The sequence below is a fragment of the Paenisporosarcina sp. NPDC076907 genome, from assembly GCF_050269735.1.
In the GTDB taxonomy this organism is placed as follows: domain Bacteria; phylum Bacillota; class Bacilli; order Bacillales_A; family Planococcaceae; genus Paenisporosarcina.
On the sequence record NZ_JBNNIX010000001.1, the window covers coordinates 1,456,881 to 1,474,925 of the forward strand.

19 protein-coding genes and 2 pseudogenes are annotated in these 18,045 nt (G+C 34.9%); 11 read left to right on the top strand and 10 right to left on the bottom strand.

The features are described 5' to 3' along the window. Positions 1 to 398 precede the first annotated feature (398 nt). The 3 genes from ACQKEV_RS07090 to ACQKEV_RS07100 all read left to right on the top strand — a co-directional run bounded on the left by ACQKEV_RS07090 (position 399) and on the right by ACQKEV_RS07100 (position 2,045). Positions 399 to 872, top strand: a complete 474-nt coding sequence (locus ACQKEV_RS07090; RefSeq protein WP_427457773.1) for a GNAT family N-acetyltransferase — start codon at positions 399 to 401, stop codon at positions 870 to 872. 204 nt (positions 873 to 1,076) lie between these two features. Beyond that, a complete protein-coding gene (locus ACQKEV_RS07095) occupies positions 1,077 to 1,427 on the top strand; it encodes an Imm32 family immunity protein (protein ID WP_427448178.1) in 351 nt (116 codons plus the stop codon). Between the two features lie 117 nt (positions 1,428 to 1,544). Next, complete coding sequence (locus tag ACQKEV_RS07100) at positions 1,545 to 2,045, top strand: hypothetical protein (protein WP_427448180.1); 501 nt, start codon at positions 1,545 to 1,547, stop codon at positions 2,043 to 2,045. Between the two features lie 1,174 nt (positions 2,046 to 3,219). Here the strand turns inward: ACQKEV_RS07100 and ACQKEV_RS07105 are convergent. Together ACQKEV_RS07105 and ACQKEV_RS07110 are read right to left on the bottom strand one after the other, a co-directional pair. After that, entirely contained in the window at positions 3,220 to 4,155 is a 936-nt protein-coding gene (locus ACQKEV_RS07105) for an IS3 family transposase (RefSeq protein ID WP_427457776.1), read from the bottom strand. Between the two features lie 14 nt (positions 4,156 to 4,169). Beyond that, complete coding sequence (locus tag ACQKEV_RS07110) at positions 4,170 to 4,481, bottom strand: transposase (RefSeq protein WP_427447971.1); 312 nt, start codon at positions 4,479 to 4,481, stop codon at positions 4,170 to 4,172. Between the two features lie 100 nt (positions 4,482 to 4,581). Here ACQKEV_RS07110 and ACQKEV_RS07115 point away from each other — a divergent pair, with 100 nt between their 5' ends. The 4 genes from ACQKEV_RS07115 (at position 4,582) to ACQKEV_RS07130 (ending at position 7,661) form a co-directional block, all read left to right on the top strand. Then, positions 4,582 to 5,613 carry a hypothetical protein gene (locus ACQKEV_RS07115; RefSeq protein WP_427447970.1) on the top strand — a complete coding sequence of 344 codons (1,032 nt, stop codon included), beginning with the start codon at positions 4,582 to 4,584 and terminating at the stop codon, positions 5,611 to 5,613. 11 nt (positions 5,614 to 5,624) lie between these two features. Then, positions 5,625 to 6,158, top strand: a complete 534-nt coding sequence (locus ACQKEV_RS07120; RefSeq protein WP_427447968.1) for an SMI1/KNR4 family protein — start codon at positions 5,625 to 5,627, stop codon at positions 6,156 to 6,158. Positions 6,159 to 6,817: 659 nt separating this feature from the next. Next, positions 6,818 to 7,288 carry a hypothetical protein gene (locus tag ACQKEV_RS07125; protein WP_427447967.1) on the top strand — a complete coding sequence of 157 codons (471 nt, stop codon included), beginning with the start codon at positions 6,818 to 6,820 and terminating at the stop codon, positions 7,286 to 7,288. Between the two features lie 85 nt (positions 7,289 to 7,373). Then, positions 7,374 to 7,661, top strand: coding sequence for a hypothetical protein (locus ACQKEV_RS07130; protein WP_427447965.1), 288 nt, complete (start codon positions 7,374 to 7,376; stop codon positions 7,659 to 7,661). A gap of 251 nt (positions 7,662 to 7,912) precedes the next feature. Here the strand turns inward: ACQKEV_RS07130 and ACQKEV_RS07135 are convergent, their stop codons facing one another. Continuing rightward, positions 7,913 to 8,206 (bottom strand): hypothetical protein, encoded by a 294-nt coding sequence (locus ACQKEV_RS07135; protein WP_427447964.1) that lies wholly within the window; start codon positions 8,204 to 8,206, stop codon positions 7,913 to 7,915. Positions 8,207 to 8,624: 418 nt separating this feature from the next. On the opposite strand from ACQKEV_RS07135, the gene ACQKEV_RS07140 reads away from it, so the two are divergent. After that, entirely contained in the window at positions 8,625 to 9,815 is a 1,191-nt protein-coding gene (locus ACQKEV_RS07140; protein ID WP_427447962.1) for an IS110 family transposase, read from the top strand. Positions 9,816 to 10,173: 358 nt separating this feature from the next. Here ACQKEV_RS07140 and ACQKEV_RS07145 read toward each other — a convergent pair whose 3' ends face one another. The 4 genes from ACQKEV_RS07145 to ACQKEV_RS07160 form a co-directional block, all read right to left on the bottom strand. Next, the gene (locus ACQKEV_RS07145; RefSeq protein WP_427447960.1) at positions 10,174 to 11,286 is read right to left on the bottom strand and encodes an ABC transporter permease subunit; all 1,113 of its coding nucleotides are present in this window, start codon (positions 11,284 to 11,286) and stop codon (positions 10,174 to 10,176) included. Beyond that, complete coding sequence (locus tag ACQKEV_RS07150) at positions 11,286 to 12,167, bottom strand: ABC transporter ATP-binding protein (protein WP_427447958.1); 882 nt, start codon at positions 12,165 to 12,167, stop codon at positions 11,286 to 11,288. Before ACQKEV_RS07150 ends, ACQKEV_RS07145 begins: the two co-directional genes overlap by 1 nt. Positions 12,168 to 12,178: 11 nt before the next feature. Then, complete coding sequence (locus ACQKEV_RS07155) at positions 12,179 to 13,420, bottom strand: ABC transporter permease (protein ID WP_427447956.1); 1,242 nt, start codon at positions 13,418 to 13,420, stop codon at positions 12,179 to 12,181. A 112-nt stretch (positions 13,421 to 13,532) separates the two neighbouring features. After that, on the bottom strand, positions 13,533 to 13,847 hold the full coding sequence (locus ACQKEV_RS07160) for a hypothetical protein (RefSeq protein ID WP_427447954.1): 315 nt from the start codon (positions 13,845 to 13,847) through the stop codon (positions 13,533 to 13,535). 177 nt (positions 13,848 to 14,024) lie between these two features. Between ACQKEV_RS07160 and ACQKEV_RS07165 the strand changes: the two genes are divergently transcribed. Together ACQKEV_RS07165 and ACQKEV_RS07170 are read left to right on the top strand one after the other, a co-directional pair. Continuing rightward, positions 14,025 to 14,525: a hypothetical protein gene (locus tag ACQKEV_RS07165; protein ID WP_427457779.1), complete on the top strand. Its 501-nt coding sequence runs from the start codon at positions 14,025 to 14,027 to the stop codon at positions 14,523 to 14,525. A gap of 417 nt (positions 14,526 to 14,942) precedes the next feature. Beyond that, positions 14,943 to 15,353, top strand: a complete 411-nt coding sequence (locus tag ACQKEV_RS07170) for a hypothetical protein (RefSeq protein WP_427447950.1) — start codon at positions 14,943 to 14,945, stop codon at positions 15,351 to 15,353. A gap of 55 nt (positions 15,354 to 15,408) precedes the next feature. Here the strand turns inward: ACQKEV_RS07170 and ACQKEV_RS07175 are convergent. Both ACQKEV_RS07175 and ACQKEV_RS07180 read right to left on the bottom strand, forming a co-directional pair. Beyond that, a pseudogene (locus tag ACQKEV_RS07175) lies at positions 15,409 to 15,480 on the bottom strand (IS3 family transposase); the annotation flags it as partial. A gap of 20 nt (positions 15,481 to 15,500) precedes the next feature. After that, positions 15,501 to 15,695 (bottom strand): annotated as a pseudogene (locus ACQKEV_RS07180) (IS3 family transposase); the annotation flags it as partial. A 126-nt stretch (positions 15,696 to 15,821) separates the two neighbouring features. Here ACQKEV_RS07180 and ACQKEV_RS07185 point away from each other — a divergent pair. Further along, positions 15,822 to 16,484 (top strand): carbon monoxide dehydrogenase, encoded by a 663-nt coding sequence (locus ACQKEV_RS07185; protein WP_427447948.1) that lies wholly within the window; start codon positions 15,822 to 15,824, stop codon positions 16,482 to 16,484. Positions 16,485 to 17,090: 606 nt separating this feature from the next. On the opposite strand, the gene ACQKEV_RS07190 is transcribed toward ACQKEV_RS07185, so the two are convergent. Beyond that, positions 17,091 to 17,993, bottom strand: coding sequence for an aldo/keto reductase (locus tag ACQKEV_RS07190; protein ID WP_427447947.1), 903 nt, complete (start codon positions 17,991 to 17,993; stop codon positions 17,091 to 17,093). Positions 17,994 to 18,045: the final 52 nt, after the last annotated feature.

The window sequence follows — 18,045 nt, forward strand, 5'->3', positions numbered from 1 at the left end:
TTTTTATTTTATATAAAAATTAAAGCAAATAACAAACCATTCATGAAACGTCCAGATTCCTTGATTTATAAAGAATTTGGGCGTTTTTGTTATTATTAATTTGTTTATTATTTGCTGGCTGTTCTGATGATTAAGAAAGTTTTACTTTCACTTTCACTTTCACCGGTACAGTAGAGGAGGTACTTCTTGAAGTAGAGGTATTAGTTAGTTATTGGCTATTTTAAAGGAAATGGTTGATTTAGCGTAAAATTGTTGACACCTACCCTAAATCGGATTAAATTATATTCTCGATAACTGGATATATATGTTAAAATATGGGTGAGTTTGTGAAGGTTTACACTTAAACTAACGCGGCAGGATTGTTGAATGGAAATATGCAGAAAAAGGCGGTAGGTATTATGGAGATAAAGACTAAACGATGTACTGTACGTCGATTTGTAAAAGAAAATCTTGATGATTTTATGGAATATAGAAATAATGAAAACTGGATGCAATTTCAAGGATTCAAAGGATTGACCAAGCAAATGTATGCTAAAGAATTACTTAGCGAACCCTCTCTTTTAAAAGGTGTGCAACTTGCTATAATCAACAATACAACTAATCGATTGATTGGTGATATTTATTTAAAAAGTGAAAATTGCACTTTTTGGATAGGATACACAATAAGTCCTTTTCACGCTAAGCAAGGCTATGCATATGAAGTACTTGTCGCAATTATTTCCTGGCTTAAGCAAAAAGGTTGTATCAGAATAAATGCGGGCGTTTCACCTGAAAATCTTGCTTCAATCAACTTACTTAAAAAGCTTAATTTTACTTTTCTTTCTTCAGATGAAGGAGAACATATATATATATTGGATTTGGAAAAGATATGAACTAATTCTCAATGATCAATTCGCTTAAAAGAAAATTATAATAAGTTTTAAAAGATTTTTCTTGTGAAGTGATTCACTTAAACTATCGGGTGCTTTGCTTCAAGAAGGAGTAAAGCATTTTTCCTTCTTGAACTAACGCAGCAGGTTAGTTGAACGAGAAATTAAGGAAAATTAAAAATTTATTAGAACGGATGTTGGTTAATTATGTCTAAATACATTATCGATTTAGATAACGATTTTGATAAAGAAGAAGCTTTTGAAATATCAGGAGACAACATAGCATTAGTAACCGTTATGGATAGTAGCGGAAATGATATTACGACGAATTGTAGAGTACAAATTACTCTAAGTAAAAATGCATTACTCGGATTAGGTACTGAGTTAATTCGTTTAGCACACGATTATGGTAATGGAAAGCACTTCCATATAGAACCGATAACCAAAGAATATGTAGTCCAGTCTATAGGAATTATGCTTCATCCAGAGAGTTGTGAACTTATATTGGGTTGTGGAGATTTCGAATCATTTACTGAATATACAAAAGAAGAGGTTTAATTAAGATTGTGAAACAATGTTCTTAAACTAACGCAGCAGGTTAGTTGAAGAAGAATGTATTTCAAAACTGAAAGGGTGTTTCTAATTAAAAATACGTTAGTTAGGTTATTTAGTAGTTTGATACTCGTAACTTTGTTATTTGGATGTTCAGGAACAGAACAAGAGCCAAAGGAAAGTGATTGGGAAGAATTGATGACTCGTAATCCTGAACTGGAAACTAACCAAGAAGAAATCCCTGAAGATATCCTAGACAAAATAAAAATACCAGCATATACAACTATTCCGTTTCAAGTTGAAAGTGTGCAAATAACTCCCTTACCGACCAGTATAAAAGATAAAGATCCCCTATTAATCGATATTGTATTTATTGGTGAACAAGATGTATTACACGTATCCAACCTTTTCACGAAGGCATACGATACGGTTACAGCTCAAGAAACAGTGAAGTTAAGTAATGGAATAAAAGCTAAATGGGATGAACAAGGAGATGCTAACGTAATTTCGTGGCACGATAGCGAAGATAATGTGGACATCGTTTTAATGATACCTCCTTACAAGGGAGAGAAGAAAAACTATACACTTAAGGATTTTTTAAAAATGGCTAATTCCGTTAATTGAATACACAGTATGTGTTATTCAACTAACGAGGTGCGTTACTTAAATATTCGAAGTCCGAATTAAACAACTTATATGGAGCCTTACTACATAGTCTAATGTAGTAAGACTCCAATATTATCTGAAAAAATATATTAATTGTAGAGCTACAAATGGAAATTTAATGAGTTTCTTCTATTATAAAAGCATCTTTGTAATAAGTTTTTTTGTTCCAGCAGAATCGAACTATTAAATGAATATAAAGAACTCTTTCGGAAGATGCGTTTAAGCAATTGTGAAAATATCCTTTTCATATCCTAACTTTTTCATGGTCTCTAGCCGTATACCTTACGATCTTTGTTAATGACACGCATATAACCGAACTGATCGAACAGTAGTTATTGATACATAGATTTTGAGCAATATTCTGATACATAAATAACCTATGATTCTCCTCAAAATGAAATCAAAATAAAAAATCTCAATAACTATCGTTTTTGAGAAAAAGTAAATACAAAAAATGGAAACTTTCAGTTTTACTGAGCGTTGCCATTATTCTTCGTCGGATATGTAGTTTTCAATTAAGCATCAGTTTACTTAGAGAAGAAAAACAATTTAGTATACTTCTTTAGCCTTATGTTGAAAACTCTAAGCAATGCAATAAAAATTGATATCAACCCAATTAACACAAAACTAATGAAAAGAAATTCAAATCAATAGGTGGAGAATTTAATACAAAATCACTTAACATAAAAAATATTACACCAATAGATGTTAGGAAATTAAAATTCTTATTATATAACACAAGACTTTAAACTAATAATTTAGAAAATTTAAATATTTACGCTTACATCTTTTCCTACAAATGATATTATTTATCTGATGCCTGAAATATAAGGGGGAATTGAAGGGGTGGACGAGGTTTTTAAAATTTGAATAAAACGGAGAGAGTTATTTGAAGAAATCCTTTATCTTTGCAATTACTTTACTTTTATTGCTAATGAGTTTAACCCCTTCAACTATTGCAGCAACTTATTTTATGGAGGATTGCTATCAGACCCCGACAAATCCACCAGGAGTGATAGTGCCAACACAGCCACCACCAGGTGATATTATCGACCCAATTAAACCACCTATTCAGCAAGAAAGTATGACTATGACGGTTTGGCCCCCTCTATTTAGACACCATCTTTGAAAATTAAAGACTAATCTTTTGTGAATGGTCATTATTTTCTTGAAAACGTTCTAAAAATTGGCAAGGTGAAAGGTAGTTTAAGCTTCCATGATATCGTCGTTCATTGTAAAAATCGATAAATACATCCAATTTTTCATATGCATGATCAAAACATTCAAAGTCGTGTTGCTGAAAACATTCTCGTTCTAGGATGCTATGAAATGATTCGATATACGCATTTGAATTCGGCGATTTTTTGGGAATTCGTTCATGATAAATCCGTTTATCCTCACAAAAACCGCCAAAGTGTTCGCTTACGAATTGTGGACCATTGTCTGTCCGAATGATCAATCGTTTCTCTTTTTCATCGTCCTTGGGACGAGGGACGTTACGACGTATCAAGGAATCTTGAATCATATTGGTTATACTCGTAGCTTTACAATCAGATCCTCGATAATAGCCAACGATTGAACGATCAAAAACATCAATTGCACTTGCAACAAAGAAGAAACGACCACTTTGTTCGATAGATCCATATTTAATGTCTAATTGCCACATCTCATTTGGACCTGTAATAACGTGATTTCTTGCCAAACGCCGTGGGTGTTTGCTTTTCTTCTTGCGCTGCGGCAAGAGGATGCCCATCTCTTTGCAGAGGCGATACACCTTCTTTGCGTTGATTTTTAAATCATACACAGTCTTTAAGTGGTGGGTAAGTTTTCGGTAACCGTACACGCTTTCTTCACCCTCAATCGCTTCCATCAGAAACTCTTGAATTTGTTCATCCGAAATTCGCTCTTCTTTGTTCGTTAAGGAAAAACCAGGACACGGACGTCCACGCTCTTCCTCTTTTTCAGGATTTTGAGCGACTGGCTTATAGTAAAACATGGAACGGGTTAAACGAAGGAATTTCATCATCCGTTTAATGGGAAACCCTTCTTCATGCCATTCTTTTACCATCTTCAACTGTTCCTTCACACTAAAGTGTTTTTTTTTACGATTTCTCGCAAGAAGGCAACTTCAAGTTCTTTTTCACCTAACAGCTTCATGGCCTGATCATATTTCTTCTGGAGCTCGTCATGAGTAGGCTCATCCGAAAGGATGGAAATATCCTCTTTTTCCATTTGATTGCCAACCTCATCTTGGTATTCAATCATCCACTTTTTTAAAGTTGAACGATCGATTCCAGCTTTTCGTGCAATGGTAGCATTGTTTCCCGTCTCTAATGCCATGCGAACATATTTCTTTTTCACTTCTTCAACCACGGCAATTTTCTTATTAGGCATTTCTTTCCCCTCCTATTCGATTTAAACATCCGCTCACAAGTTTGGTTATATTGTAACTCGCTTACTTTATGGTGTCTAAAACTTTAAGGGGGCTTAAGAGATGAGTACTGTAAATGTTAATGAGGTTGGCAATATATGCGACGATTTGGATACGCTGGAGCATACTCCAGTGGTAGAAGTAATTAGCTATAAGGAATTATTGGGTATTTCAGATGTTGAAAACAATCAGATCCCTTTTCAAACAGAAGATGAATTGAAACAAAATGTTCAGATAAGTTACAATGACATGGAATTGAATGACTTGGAAAACCCGGTAAGTTATCAACTTAATGAACCAAATCTAGATTCTGAAGAAAACTATTTAGTAGATTATTATGGTAAATTAGAAGAGCTTGGAGTAAATAGCAACAATCTCGAACAACAAGTTAATACAACTAATATTAATACTGAAGTATCACCTGATGCCAAAGTACAACTGAATTATGTTGAAGTGATTGGAGATATCATTTTTGATAGTAGCAATAACACGATAACCCTAAAACAAACTATTAGTAAAATAATTGGTAATAAACCAAGTATTATTCTGACAGGAACAGACTTGTATAGTAGTAATACATTAGAAGGTTCTTATTCAAAAGTGACAGGATTTGATGTGGAGTGGACTGGCGCACAAGTTTATGTAGGAAAATCTTATTCTAAAACCTTCAAGGTGTCATCCACAAAATTTTGGATTACTAAATCAACTACCTCCACAGGGTGGACTGGTTCTTATCCAAAGACTGAAAAATCCCAAACTTACTCGGTACTTGCAAACAAGAAGGCAATAATTTATCCGAAAGTATTTAATGCTCACAGCAAACAATATTTACCAATGCCTTACAAAGCCGATATAGCTATAGTTCCAGTTGATAAAAGAGTACCTAGAGAATTAGTGCCATATAGAGCTAATTATATTAAATACTATGAAAAGACATATGGAATTCCTAAATTTAATTGGTCTGACTATGAGGTGCATCATGTTGTTCCTCTTCAATATGGAGGAACTCATTCTATGTTAAATCTTTTTGGACTTACTATATACATTCACCAAAAGGTTGTTCATGGTAATAATGGTTGGTGGAGTAATTACTAAGGAGTGACGATATGGATGTGACGAAGATTATACACACTCTTATACAAACTATGGATAGCCAAAAAAGACATACGTTAGTTAAAACTGGTGGACGGCTTACTTCAGTAACAAGTTCAATCAACAAACCTAATGAAGAAAAAAACGTTCTACAGTTCGAAGAAAAGATTGGGTATCGATTACCCGATGACTATCGTTTATTTCTGGTGAAGTTTAATGGAGTGAAGATCTTCCAGGAGTTGCTTGATGGAAGAAACATTGGTGGCGGTCTTGAATTATTTTCGATACAAGAAATAGTACAGAATCTAGAATACATGGACCCTAATAACAAATTATTACCAATAGGTAAAGTGGAACAACAATTTCTCACCATAAGTTTAGAGGCGATTGAAAAAAAGAACCCTAATTATCTTTTTCTATTAGACCATATAGATGGACCAAGATCACTCCACCTTAATGTGGAATTATTTTTGGATAGATTTATCGTATCGCAAGGGTCTGTATTTTGGGAATGGCCAATCTATACTGCGGTAAATTACTATCATTAGTAGAACTAATTAAAATCAAACATACCTTAAAAGTTAAAAAAACAAGCCTTTTAAATAGAGGGGCTTGTTTTTTAATGTAATTAAATTGATTTTATATATCCGCAAACAATACGTCATTCAGTCCCCTTTATCATTCTCATCAAATACAAATTAGTTAATGGCAAGCAAACGTAATGACCGCCTTCTTCGTCAGACCAAATAGCAAAAGAATGAATTTCATTATCGGCAGAAGTTGCAATTTCTATTGTTCCGATGTCTCTTGTATTTGATTTATCGAATAAACAGTAATTTAGAAATGAATAATTGTGAAGCCCAGAGACATGGTGAAAGTATTTTTCATTCCATTTTTGATTTCTCAGATTATTGACTTGAAGCAAGCGCAAATTAACATCCTATGATTCGTGTTCAGAAAAGGACGAGTTTTGTTACATAACCGATTACCTTCATTATTTCATATCTAAATAATTAAAGATGGTTAGCTGGATATTTATGTTAAAATTAACAGAAGAATGTGAAGGCTTTCACTTAAACTAACGCAGCAGGTTAATTCAATAAGAAAGAGTGTATAGAGGTGAATATGCTTTAAATCGAATTCTTAGGAGGTTTTTGCACTGAATATCAAAAAACTGTCTTTTCTTTTATTTGCATTTTTAATCATATTGTCTGGGGTATCGGGGTGCTCAAAAGAAAATGCAGACGATATTAATCCTGAAATGCCTGAAGACTTTAACTTTAGCCTGATTTACGGTACTTATGGAAAACAAAAAGTAGATACCTTTAATAATACTGTTATAAAGGACCTTATAAAAGATGGAACGATTGAAGCTAACATAGCTTTTACTGAACAAGAGATGAAACAAATTTATAATGTAATGATGAGTATTGATATTATGGGTGAATTAGTAGTAGAAAATGAAAATGAAAATGAATGCGACATTAGTACACCATCTTTTACTATTTGGAATATTCAAATGGATGGTAAGACTAATTCTATATCTACTAAGAATTATTGTGATGGCTATCCAGAGGATGCATTGAAATTGGTAAGACTGGCAGAAGATATTCATAGCATTCTTATAAATAAAGAAGAATACAAAGATTTACCAGAACCTAACGGTTCTTATGAATAATGCTTCCTACTTCAACTAACGGGTGCTTAGCTCACAAATTGCTACCTGTAAGGGTAACTTTTTTTTGGGAAATGAGGTGTATTCAATGGAGAATGTTAAATGGATAAATGGTAGCCATAAAGAGGATAACCGTATTTTTGATTCGAAGTTTGAAGTTATTGAATGGACAGAAGCGTTATATCCAGATTTTGTTGCCTATTTAAGTAATAAAAATAATGTAGGATATGCAACACCTGATGAAAAGGTAATTAAATATTTAGCTTCTCTTTTTCCTCAATGGGCTGTTTATAACAATATGCAAATCGATGTCTGTACAGAAAAAACAGAAATAAATGGTCAAATTATCTATAAAATTTGGACAGTGAAATTATAATTATTTTTCACTAACGAGTGCTTTAGTAAATTAAGACGGTCATACAAATACGCACGATTCAGTACGTTCAACCCAATAGCGTCAAGGTTTTCACATGACAAATAACTAAGATCACTAGCCTCTAAAGTTAGTTAAGGCATCTCTTCGGAGGTGCTTTTTTTAAGGCTATGTTTGAGTAATAGGTGATGTTTAGTTGAACAAGAATATTGTCTTATCATTAGGTAATACTACCTTTAAAATTAGGTAGGTGATTAGATGAATAAAATATCAGCTATATTTTTGCTATTGCTATTAAGTTTATCAACTCTTGTATTTGTAACTTGGGAACGACCACCAAAAGCAAAGGCAATACAAAAATAAATGGCTAGTAAATATATGATTATATAGACCACAGCCGAACATTTATAAAAAAACATTAAACAACCCTTTTCATCTTTTAAGAAAATTAATACTCCAAAAGCTATTATTACTGTCAAGATATATAAAGGATTGTATGTTAGTTGAGGGAGTAAAGTAGTCAACGGTTGATTTGCTATATCAGTCATATTGCCTTGCCTCCAAATAAGGGAATGAATTCAATCAATTTTATCATTATTATAAATATGTAACCTTAGAACAATTTGGAAACATATGAATTTCTGCAAATAAAAAAAAGAGCATAATAGACAGTTCAACCATTCAATGAATAGAAAATGCTTACTCAACTAACGGGTGCTTCGTATTATAAGGTTAACCAGTTTTTACTGGTTGACCTTATTTTTATTGGATTTAATATATCAGTAGCCAGGGTAGGACGTACGGGTGCGTGGGACAACGATCCCGTGAACTAAACTGTCCACCCCCTACTTGTAGAAACATGTTTGAGGCTGGTTGGGACATAGATCTCGTATAACAAGCGAAGCTATGATACTACATGGAGGATTAGGGGTACTGGTGAGTAAGTAGTCAGAAGGAGGAAGCAAAATGAATCCAGTAGTTGGTCTGGATGTGGCAAAAGGAGAGAGCCAAGTTCAGGCATTTTTAGATAAATCGAAGCCGTTTGGAAAGAGCTATTCTATGAAGCATACAAGAGAGGAATTAGACAGTTTTATAGGTTTTTTAAATGAGATTGAAGTGATGACAGGGCAAATGCCTATGGTCATTCTAGAATCTACAGGTCATTATCATTCTCCTGTTATTCAATATTTGGAGGAGCACGAGGTTTTATATATCTTGCTTAATCCTATCATTTCTTACCAGGCTAAAAGATCAAGTTTACGAAAAGTAAAAACAGATGAGATTGATGCGTATCAGCTATGTGTTCTTTACTATAAAGAAGATTTTGAACCTCATAAAAACAGAGGAATTCAACTTTTGAACCTTAGAAATCTTTCAAGACAACAGGAGATTATTACGAATATGTATGTGGAGGCTAAACTACAGTTTCACACTATTTTAGATCAAGTTTTTCCGGAATACCGCAAGGTTTTTGGAGATCTTTATTCGAAGGTTTCTTTATTGATGTTAAAGCAATATCCTACTTCAGAAGACGTAATAGCAGCTGGGGAAAGTAAGCTAGCCGAGAGTGTTATGGAGTTTTGTCCTATATGGGCATTGGATAAGGCAAAAAAAATAATGGATTCCGCGTCTCGAAACCCATTTCAAAAAGTGGTGTATCACAGTCACTTAATCAACCTTCAAATGTATATTGAGTTGCTTTTTCAGTACCAAGGACACCTTTCGGAGTTAGAAAATCGTATAGTGACCTTGGCAAATGAACTGGAAGACTACCAGATTGTCCAATCGATTCCCGGTATCGGAGAAAAAATCGCTGCCACGATTATCTCAGAGATTGGTGAAATTGATCGGTTTAGTCATCCGAAAAAACTTGTTGCCTTTGCAGGAGTAGATCCTAGTGTTCACTCATCAGGAAAGTTTACTGCAACAAATAATCGCATTACCAAAAGAGGTTCTAGTAGATTACGCCATGCCTTGTATCTTGCCGTTTTGTGCGGTATCCGAAGTTCAAGAAATAAAAAACTTAAGGAATTCTATGATAAGAAAAAATCAGAAGGAAAGCCTGCCAAAGTGGCTTTAGTAGCCTGCATTAACAAACTGCTTCACTGGATTTATGCTTTATTAAATAGCAAAGAAACTTTCCTAGATATAGCGTAATTAACGGTTATAAGTAATAAAGAGAAAACCTTCCAAAAGGTTTTTGGAGGGCTATTTGTCATGCACAAAATAGTATAACATAGGGTTAATTAGAATTTTAGAGAAAAATATTGACATCCTATTAGCTGGTTTACTTAAAGATTCGAAGTCCGAACTAAATAACTTTAAGGAGCCTTACTACATAGTTTCATGTAGTAAGGCTCCAATATTAATAGAAGAAAAATAAATTATTGGTTAGATCTACAACTGGAAAGCTAATGAGTTTCTTCTATTATATAAGTAGCTTATTATAATAAATTTTCATAATCTCTTAATATCGACAAGAATAATTTCGATTTATCACCATATTTAACTAATATTAACTTAACTTCACTTTTCTCATATAAATAGTAGAAAACAAATACAGAATGATAAATGCACCAACGGTTACTGGAACAGCTGACCACCATGCATACGCAGGTTGGTCCAATAGGGAGTTAATCGGCAACACATATTGGAACGGATTAATATAGGAAGGTATATGAATAATTGACGTTACGGCATAGAAGATAACCATCGTTACTAAGGCGCCAAAAAGAGTTGCAAGTGAATTCTTAACAATTAAGCTCCAGCTCATCGTTAGCCCAATTACTAAAAGAGCAACTGCACTAACAAGTGTTAGTAATGCAGGAATGTACTGATGCAAGGGTAAGAAGGCGGGACCTTGGTTATTTTCAATCAAAATGGGATAATCGAAAGTTCCCTTTGATCCAAAAAGATTACTTACCAACCAAGAAGTTGTTAGCATTACTATCAATAGGATTAGGTATATTAAGATACTACTCCATACCTTGGCATGAATAATGCTAGATTTCTTTAAAGGCTGCGAAAATAAAAAGTGTAAGGACCTGTTTTCAAACTCTGATGTCAGAAGATCACCAATCGCAAGTAGTAATAAAATAACGACTCCAGCAGTCGCTAAGAGATCGACTGTCTGTTTCATAAAATTAGGTGGTGCAATGCTATATGTCTCATGTTCGGGTGGGATTCCTTTTGCTAGCAAATGATTGTTGGTGATGATACGATCCTTAATTTCCTTGGACGTGATTGGAAACTGACCACCAGATGCCAGGAACTCAGTCAATTTATTGAGATAGTCGATTTCAAGGTATAATTGGCTCTCCCAATCCTCGGATTCAAGATTTGAACGCATCTGAAATAAGACCTCAACAATTGAGCCGATTAGACGCTGCTGCTCTTGGATGTCGGATTGTTCTGGATTACGTGCCAAGCTTTCCTGATATTGACGAATTAGACTCTGGCCATACTGGATTTCTTCAATAACTTCCTTCTCACGTTCCTTATCAATATAGGATTGAAAAATGTAGTTACGGATAAATAAAAATATGACGCCTACAGCAATGGAAAGCACCAGATAAAGAAACCGTTTACTGAACAAGATTTTTTTAAGTTCAAATGATAATAGTTTCATCAGCTTTGCCCGCTACCAAACAACTCAAGATAACGACGCTCAGCTCCAATGCGAACGTTTTGAATTTGCAAGATTTGAATCTGATGATTATGGAGTGTCTCGAGAACCTCGTTTAAATATTGTTTTGATTCTTCAAAGGTCAGTTCGTGGGCATCAGTCATCCGAAAGATAATTCTGGATTCTGTCAGTGCTGTTCGAGCCTGTTCCGGTTTGTCTACTTGTATGATGTACTGATTGGTCGCAAAATCTTCAAGAGATTCCTTTAAAAGTGTGCCATTCTTCATAAAATAAATCGTATTTGTGAGTCGATCAACCTCATCAAGATTATGTGAGGAAATCAGAATTGTCGTCCCCTCGGTATTTAGCTCAAGTAAGATATTACGCATATTAATAGCACTTGTCGGATCCAACCCATTAATGGGTTCATCCATAAGTATTATTTTCGGTTCATTAATGACTGCCATCGCTAAAAGGAGATGTTGTTTCATTCCTAGACTGAAGCTCCGAACGCGCTTCTGTAAATAGTTCACCATTCCCACACGCTCTGCGACCTCTTGTATTTTTTTCTTCGGGAGCTTTTGGATATCACAGATGAAGGATAGATGGTCGTGAGCAGTCAAGTCTCCATATAAGACTCGGTTATCTTGCATATACGAAACATCATAGAAAATGGACGAGTCGGTATGTTTCTTGCCAAGGATTGTGACATGTCCTTCGTTGAAAGGCAGCAGGTTCATCATACAGTTCATAAGTGTTGTCTTTCCAGCCCCGTTTGGACCTACTAAAGCAAGGATTTGAGGTGTCTCCACATGGATATCGATTCCTTTCAATACTTCCTGGTTCTTATAATTCTTCTTTAAATCGGTTACATTAATTATCATATCAACACCCCTTATCCTCGAGTTCGGTAACGATAAACTGACAGTACATAAGTGAAAAATAACAGTATGATAGAGAAGCTTGTTAATGAGAGCACCCCATTCTGATAGGAAAACTCAAAGTTATCATGCAGCACCGCATACTCATTCGAAACGATTGGAAATACATTTAAATAATGAAAAGGCAAAAAATGTGCATTCTCAGACAAAACTGATTGTTCCGCCCAGTTGATTCCAAGTAACAACAGAGTCAGCGTGATTCCTATTGAAATGATCGCTCGGTTAGTCAAAACCGAGAAAAAGAACAAAAGAGCGTAGCTGAAGAGGAGTATCAAGAGAAATAGTCCTGTGCTCTTGAGTAAAAACCAACCAAGTGGCATCAACTGATAGGCGTATTCTTTATCATAAATCAAAATTGGATAGTCCCAATCGCCAAATCTATCAAAAACAGTACCTAATAATGTTGTTAGAACAAACACTCCAAGTAATATGCACAGCGTCATTAAAAAAACGGAGCAAAACTTGCTGACCAGGATAAGATCTTTCTTCATGGGCTGTGTACGAAGAAGATGTATAGGACCGTTCCTTCCTTCACCTTCTTTTGTAACAATGTCACTAAACAGGAAGAGAAAAAAGACGACACCGATTAAGGAAAACCAGTGTTCAAATAGGTGATAGCTGAAATAACTGCCATTTGATGCGTGACGTTTCTCGAAATTGCCCCGAATGATTGGTTCAAGACCATCATCAAATACTTCATCGTATTTCGTCATCCAGAAATCACTTGGCCATATCGGTTCAATATTCCCCTCGGCGAACCACTCGAGTATGGACTGGTGAGTTTCTAATGTAAAGCGTGTGGGATAGGTACTCTCCCAATCTTGTTTAGATGAAATCATTTCATCAAAATTCCTCGAGAGACTATTGGACTTTGCCCACGTTACCCAATTACGAGTTGTTAAACCTTGCATTTCCTGTTCTAATAACGGAACAGAAGTACGATAATATTCAAGCTCATGGTTGTAGTCTGAATGGTCGTTTTGATTTTCCTGTGCTTTTTTTTCCAGTTCAGACAGTCTTTTTTCACTTCCCTCTAGTTGGGATTTTAGATTGTCAAGAACTTCATGAGATCGTACTGTATTAAGATAGATATATGTATAATAACTAGCAATTCCGAGTATCAGCAGGAGAAGAAGCATCTTGAAGAACCTTGTACGCCTCATTTTCTTCCATTCCAATCTAATCATATATAGCATTGGAATTCCCTCCCTTAATGTATTTTGAATTTAAACTGATGTTAAATGTAAAAAGGAAGCTCACTCATAGAGCTTCCTTAGGTCATTATGTTTGGAGAGTAAATTAAAACTATTACTCTACCTCACTATTACTCATCGCACAATTGCTTGTACATGAAACATTACCTGAGTACGAAGCGATTGTGTATGTACCATCGAAGGCTTTTGACTGCAAGTAAAGTGTGCCAGTCCAACCACTTTGAGAATAGGGAATGCTAGAAGGAGGTGTTATATTCCCAGAATAGTATTTTGTTTGAGAAACACTCTTTGTATAAGAAGATGCCTCAACATTTGATTCATTCCCCGTAGCATGAGTTGGCGATAACCCTCCAAACGATAAACCTAAGCTTAAAAAAGCTGCACTTGCTCCAATGATGAGTTTTTTCATAATTAATTTCTCCTTTATGTTTAGTGTGTTCGGTCTACGAACACTAAATCTAACTATTCTCGATACAATTGTAATCTCCTTCTTATTTTGTAAAAATAATCAAAATATTAGATTTATTAGTCTTGAGCTATGTTAAAATCAAATAAAATAATGATTGATAAGTGGAGTGGTTTAGGAATGGCAAAATACAAATTGTTTTCTATTTTTATATTAGTTTTATTAGGAGGTTGTGCAGAAAAACCGCTAGAACCTATCATCACACAAGAAGTTTCATTCTACGAATCAGGTGAGAAGCCAAGAGAGTTGATGACGGGTAATACAAAAGTTGGAATATTAACTGTATTAGTTGACTATTGCTGGAATGAAGATGTATCAATCTGCCAAACAAAAATTGAGAACCCTGCTAAAAACCTTGAAGGGAACAAGACCCAACTCATGGATAAAGGAGAATTGGTTAGTTTTCACTTCGATGCTAATCCCGCATTAAAAGCCCCTCTTCCAACGAGCACTAAATTGTACCAATTTAAAGACGATAAGGTTACAGAGATACCCCTTAATTCGGACAACAAGTTCAATCTCCCAACCGAAAGTGGACGCTACAATTATGGTTACTTTGCAACATTTGAAGGAGATATTAAAGGCGAAGCATATTACGGATTTTCGGTTATTGTGAAGTAGAATCGGAAGCGATTGCTACACAATGAGCAGTCACTTTCTTATTGAACCATTTACAACGTTTAATAAATGGCGGATGTAATAATTAATTAACCCATCTAATCTTTTCATGTGAAGGTTAGATGGGTTTTTAAATTTGGAATTGCCAATTAAGCCTTTAATCAGGCTCAAATTAACATCCATAGTGAGATGTATTTTAATGTCAGTGATTCGTGTCCAGAAAAGGACGAGTTTTGTTACATAACCGATTACCTTCAATATTTTATGTCTCTACAGAAAGGGTGTTTTGAGCGCATCCTCGTAAATAATAAATACGCTATATTGGACTCGTAAAAATTCTTTAGGAAATTTTTGTATAAAATAAATGAAATTGGTATATATACATCGAATATCTACATTACAAGAAAGGAAGTGATAAATTTGACTATAGGGAAAAGAAAAATTATTGTTTCATCTTTAATAAGCTTATTATTACTATTGTCATTATTTGTATCAGTAGCATCGGCAGAATCTTCAAAGTTCGACTGTAGTTTTGCAGGTTTCCAATGCAAGGGAGTTAATGTTTTTTCATACGGTACGCACTTTAATCATTCTGATTATGTGTACGCAACAAGGGGACAAGTATTAGCAGTAAGTAATCAATCTGATGGACCATTTAATTTAGTAACTCAATTAGTAGATCTTTTTGGTACTCCGATTAGTTCAGAAATAGCATTCACGGATACACAGTTCATTGCAGTACCTAGAGAAGGTAGCTATAGGGTTAAAGTAACATGTATGGATTCTTCCGCATCGAAAAGGTGTCTCGGTAGAGGAAGTGTTTCTCAATAAAAATACAGTAAAAAAGCATCCAAAATTGTTCTAAACCCAAAAGTTAGACACAATATTAGGCGGCAATTAAGGTGTGAATTCGGTATTGAACCGGGCTCATACCTTTTAATTTTGCCTTAATCCGTTTGATGGTTAACTCCATCGTAGACGGCATCCATATCTTCCTTGGTGTTCCTCGAATTTCTGTTTTATTCTTCCCTTGAAGATCTCACTATACATATCATTACGCTTCATTTGCTTGACTCAGTAATAATATGTGCTGCATGGAATGTCGCCGATTTTAACCAAATTAATGATTTTAAACACATGCCTTAATTCAAAACTCACTTGTGCTTTGTCTTGCAGTATCTGTATATTTCCGACCGTTAAAGAAATACTTACATAAAAAGGAGGTGGGTTAATGGTGAAAAGAATAGCTATACCTAACAGAATTGATTTTTATTTAATTGATAAGAGGGTGAATTACAAATGGTAAAAAAAGTTTATTATATGATACCTATTATCAGTATTATTATTTTATTTTCGGTTAAAGAAGGTGTTATTGCAAATCCCCAAAATACATCTCCTTCTTTTGAGGGAAGATCCGCTGAAGTGGGATATAAATCCATGGAAGTGTCAATTAAGGAATTTGAAAATCCTAAAGAAGGGATTATTGCAAATCCCCAAAATACACCTCCTTCTTTTGAGGGGAAATTCACTGAAGTGGGATATAAATCCATGGAAGTGTCAGTTAAGGAATTTGAAAATCATTTTGAATGTGATGTAAAGTTACCCAAAATTATGCCTTCTATTTCTTTTACACATAAATTCGGGAGATTTTATGAAGATAAGGAAAATAGTATGAATGATTCCCTACAGATCATGTTTGTTAATAAAGATTTAAGAGAAAATATTTATAAAATAGATATTCGTTCTTTAAAAAATAAATTGAGCTTCAAAGATAAATTAAACTTCAAAGGTAAAGAGTATACACTTCAAGATGGTAGTAAAGCCATTTATTTTGAAGACCACCTATTTAACTTTTTTGTTTTTGAAAAAAATAATTTGCAATATATACTCGGAATTCATAAAAAAGTATCCAACAAAGAAACATTTGACACATTAGTTCGAATAGCTAACTCAGTGAAATAAATTCCTTAAGAGAATCTTTCTATTTTTTCTGTTTCCGGGTAGTGAAGTGAAATTAACTAATTATGTCCGAAATCACAATCGTTGTTACCCTATGCCTAGTTCAAAAAGATGAGATAAGTTGGGCGGTGGCACTACAGGTTCCAGGACAGCATAGAACGCTATCCAGGAATCTAAACGTGTCTCTTCAGCACTAAAAGGCCCGATAACAAAGTCTTGTACGGTTACGCCTACAATCCGTAGGTTCCTTTCCCGTTGCCCCTGGCCTTACCGAACGAATCTCAAGAGCGTTAGGTCAAGTAAATAAGAGCAAGGTGGCAGGCACAATTCGCCTGCTTTTTTTATTGCTTTTTTCCCATTTGGCGAGCGCACACAACCAACTAACGAGTGCTTTAGTTGAAGATTCGATTTCGGAAATAATTAATCTTGTTATATAGATGATTAAAAATAAAAAAGCGAAACCTCGTATTTTAATCAATGTTGGTTGAAAATACGAGGTTTGTTTTTATATCTTGAAATAGAGGATACTCTCTAAATTTTAATCAAACTTATTTCAATGGTTACAACATGAGCAATACCGAAGATATGAATGAGTATTCCAAGAAATACTTATAAACGATGATCGGTATACATTTCCGCTCTTAAATATTGCTTCAAGTGTGCAAGCTGCTCCGCGGTCGTAGATTGATGATATGCATTCATCGTCTCCTCTAATTGGTTTGCTGTGCTTGCGCCTGCCAATATAGCTGATACTTTGTCGTGTTGAAGCACAAATGCCAATGCTGAACTGTGTAGATTTTGTGTGTTTTGAGTAAGTTGTGAAAGTGTTTCGATTAAAGCTTCTTTACTGTATTCTCCGTATCCATCTGCTTTTTCGGCACGTTTCAATGCATCTTTGGTAAGAAGACCTTTAGCGAGAGAACCCCGAGTAACAACTGAAGCACCATGAGACGCAATCATCTCAAACCATTCTTCAGGTCTGCGATCTAACATACTGTATTGCATCATGACAGAGCTAGCATTACCGTCACGGAGGAAGCGATGAATAACATTTGGTCGAATGGATGAAATGCCGAATGCTCGAATTAGACCTTCTTTTTTTAAGGATTCAAAAGCATCGATTGCTTCTTCCAAATCATCTTCCATTGTTCCACCATGTAATTGATACAAATCTAAATAATCTGTTTGGAGCCTGCCAAGACTTTCTTTTATTTGCGATGTGATATAAGACTTGGATGAATCCCACGTCCAACCGGAACCATCCTCCTTCCACTTGTTCCCCACCTTAGACGCTAAAATGATGTCCTGTCGTTTTCCTTTCAAAGCGTAACCAACAACTTCTTCATTTTCACCTTTATCATATAAATCCGCAGTATCAAAATATGTAATTCCTTGTTCAATGGCAGCATCCACTATCAGTTTCGCTTCACGATGATTTGTAGGGAGCGACATACAACCCAGTCCGATTTCCGATACCATCAATCCACTTTGTCCAAGTTCACGTTTATTCATCAGTCAGCCTCCTCATTTCATAAATGGTACAATTGTCTTTGAAAATAGACAA

Bases quoted from the DNA above. Each gene is read 5' to 3' on its own strand.
- ACQKEV_RS07090 (WP_427457773.1), top strand. From the start codon at position 399: ATGGAGATAAAGACTAAACGATGTACTGTACGTCGATTTGTAAAAGAA.
- ACQKEV_RS07095 (WP_427448178.1), top strand. From the start codon at position 1,077: ATGTCTAAATACATTATCGATTTAGATAACGATTTTGATAAAGAAGAA.
- ACQKEV_RS07105 (WP_427457776.1), bottom strand. From the start codon at position 4,155: ATGGTAAAAGAATGGCATGAAGAAGGGTTTCCCATTAAACGGATGATG.
- ACQKEV_RS07110 (WP_427447971.1), bottom strand. From the start codon at position 4,481: ATGCCTAATAAGAAAATTGCCGTGGTTGAAGAAGTGAAAAAGAAATAT.
- ACQKEV_RS07115 (WP_427447970.1), top strand. From the start codon at position 4,582: ATGAGTACTGTAAATGTTAATGAGGTTGGCAATATATGCGACGATTTG.
- ACQKEV_RS07120 (WP_427447968.1), top strand. From the start codon at position 5,625: ATGGATGTGACGAAGATTATACACACTCTTATACAAACTATGGATAGC.
- ACQKEV_RS07130 (WP_427447965.1), top strand. From the start codon at position 7,374: ATGGAGAATGTTAAATGGATAAATGGTAGCCATAAAGAGGATAACCGT.
- ACQKEV_RS07135 (WP_427447964.1), bottom strand. From the start codon at position 8,206: ATGACTGATATAGCAAATCAACCGTTGACTACTTTACTCCCTCAACTA.
- ACQKEV_RS07140 (WP_427447962.1), top strand. From the start codon at position 8,625: ATGAATCCAGTAGTTGGTCTGGATGTGGCAAAAGGAGAGAGCCAAGTT.
- ACQKEV_RS07145 (WP_427447960.1), bottom strand. From the start codon at position 11,286: ATGAAACTATTATCATTTGAACTTAAAAAAATCTTGTTCAGTAAACGG.
- ACQKEV_RS07150 (WP_427447958.1), bottom strand. From the start codon at position 12,167: ATGATAATTAATGTAACCGATTTAAAGAAGAATTATAAGAACCAGGAA.
- ACQKEV_RS07155 (WP_427447956.1), bottom strand. From the start codon at position 13,420: ATGCTATATATGATTAGATTGGAATGGAAGAAAATGAGGCGTACAAGG.
- ACQKEV_RS07160 (WP_427447954.1), bottom strand. From the start codon at position 13,847: ATGAAAAAACTCATCATTGGAGCAAGTGCAGCTTTTTTAAGCTTAGGT.
- ACQKEV_RS07165 (WP_427457779.1), top strand. From the start codon at position 14,025: ATGGCAAAATACAAATTGTTTTCTATTTTTATATTAGTTTTATTAGGA.
- ACQKEV_RS07185 (WP_427447948.1), top strand. From the start codon at position 15,822: ATGGTAAAAAAAGTTTATTATATGATACCTATTATCAGTATTATTATT.
- ACQKEV_RS07190 (WP_427447947.1), bottom strand. From the start codon at position 17,993: ATGAATAAACGTGAACTTGGACAAAGTGGATTGATGGTATCGGAAATC.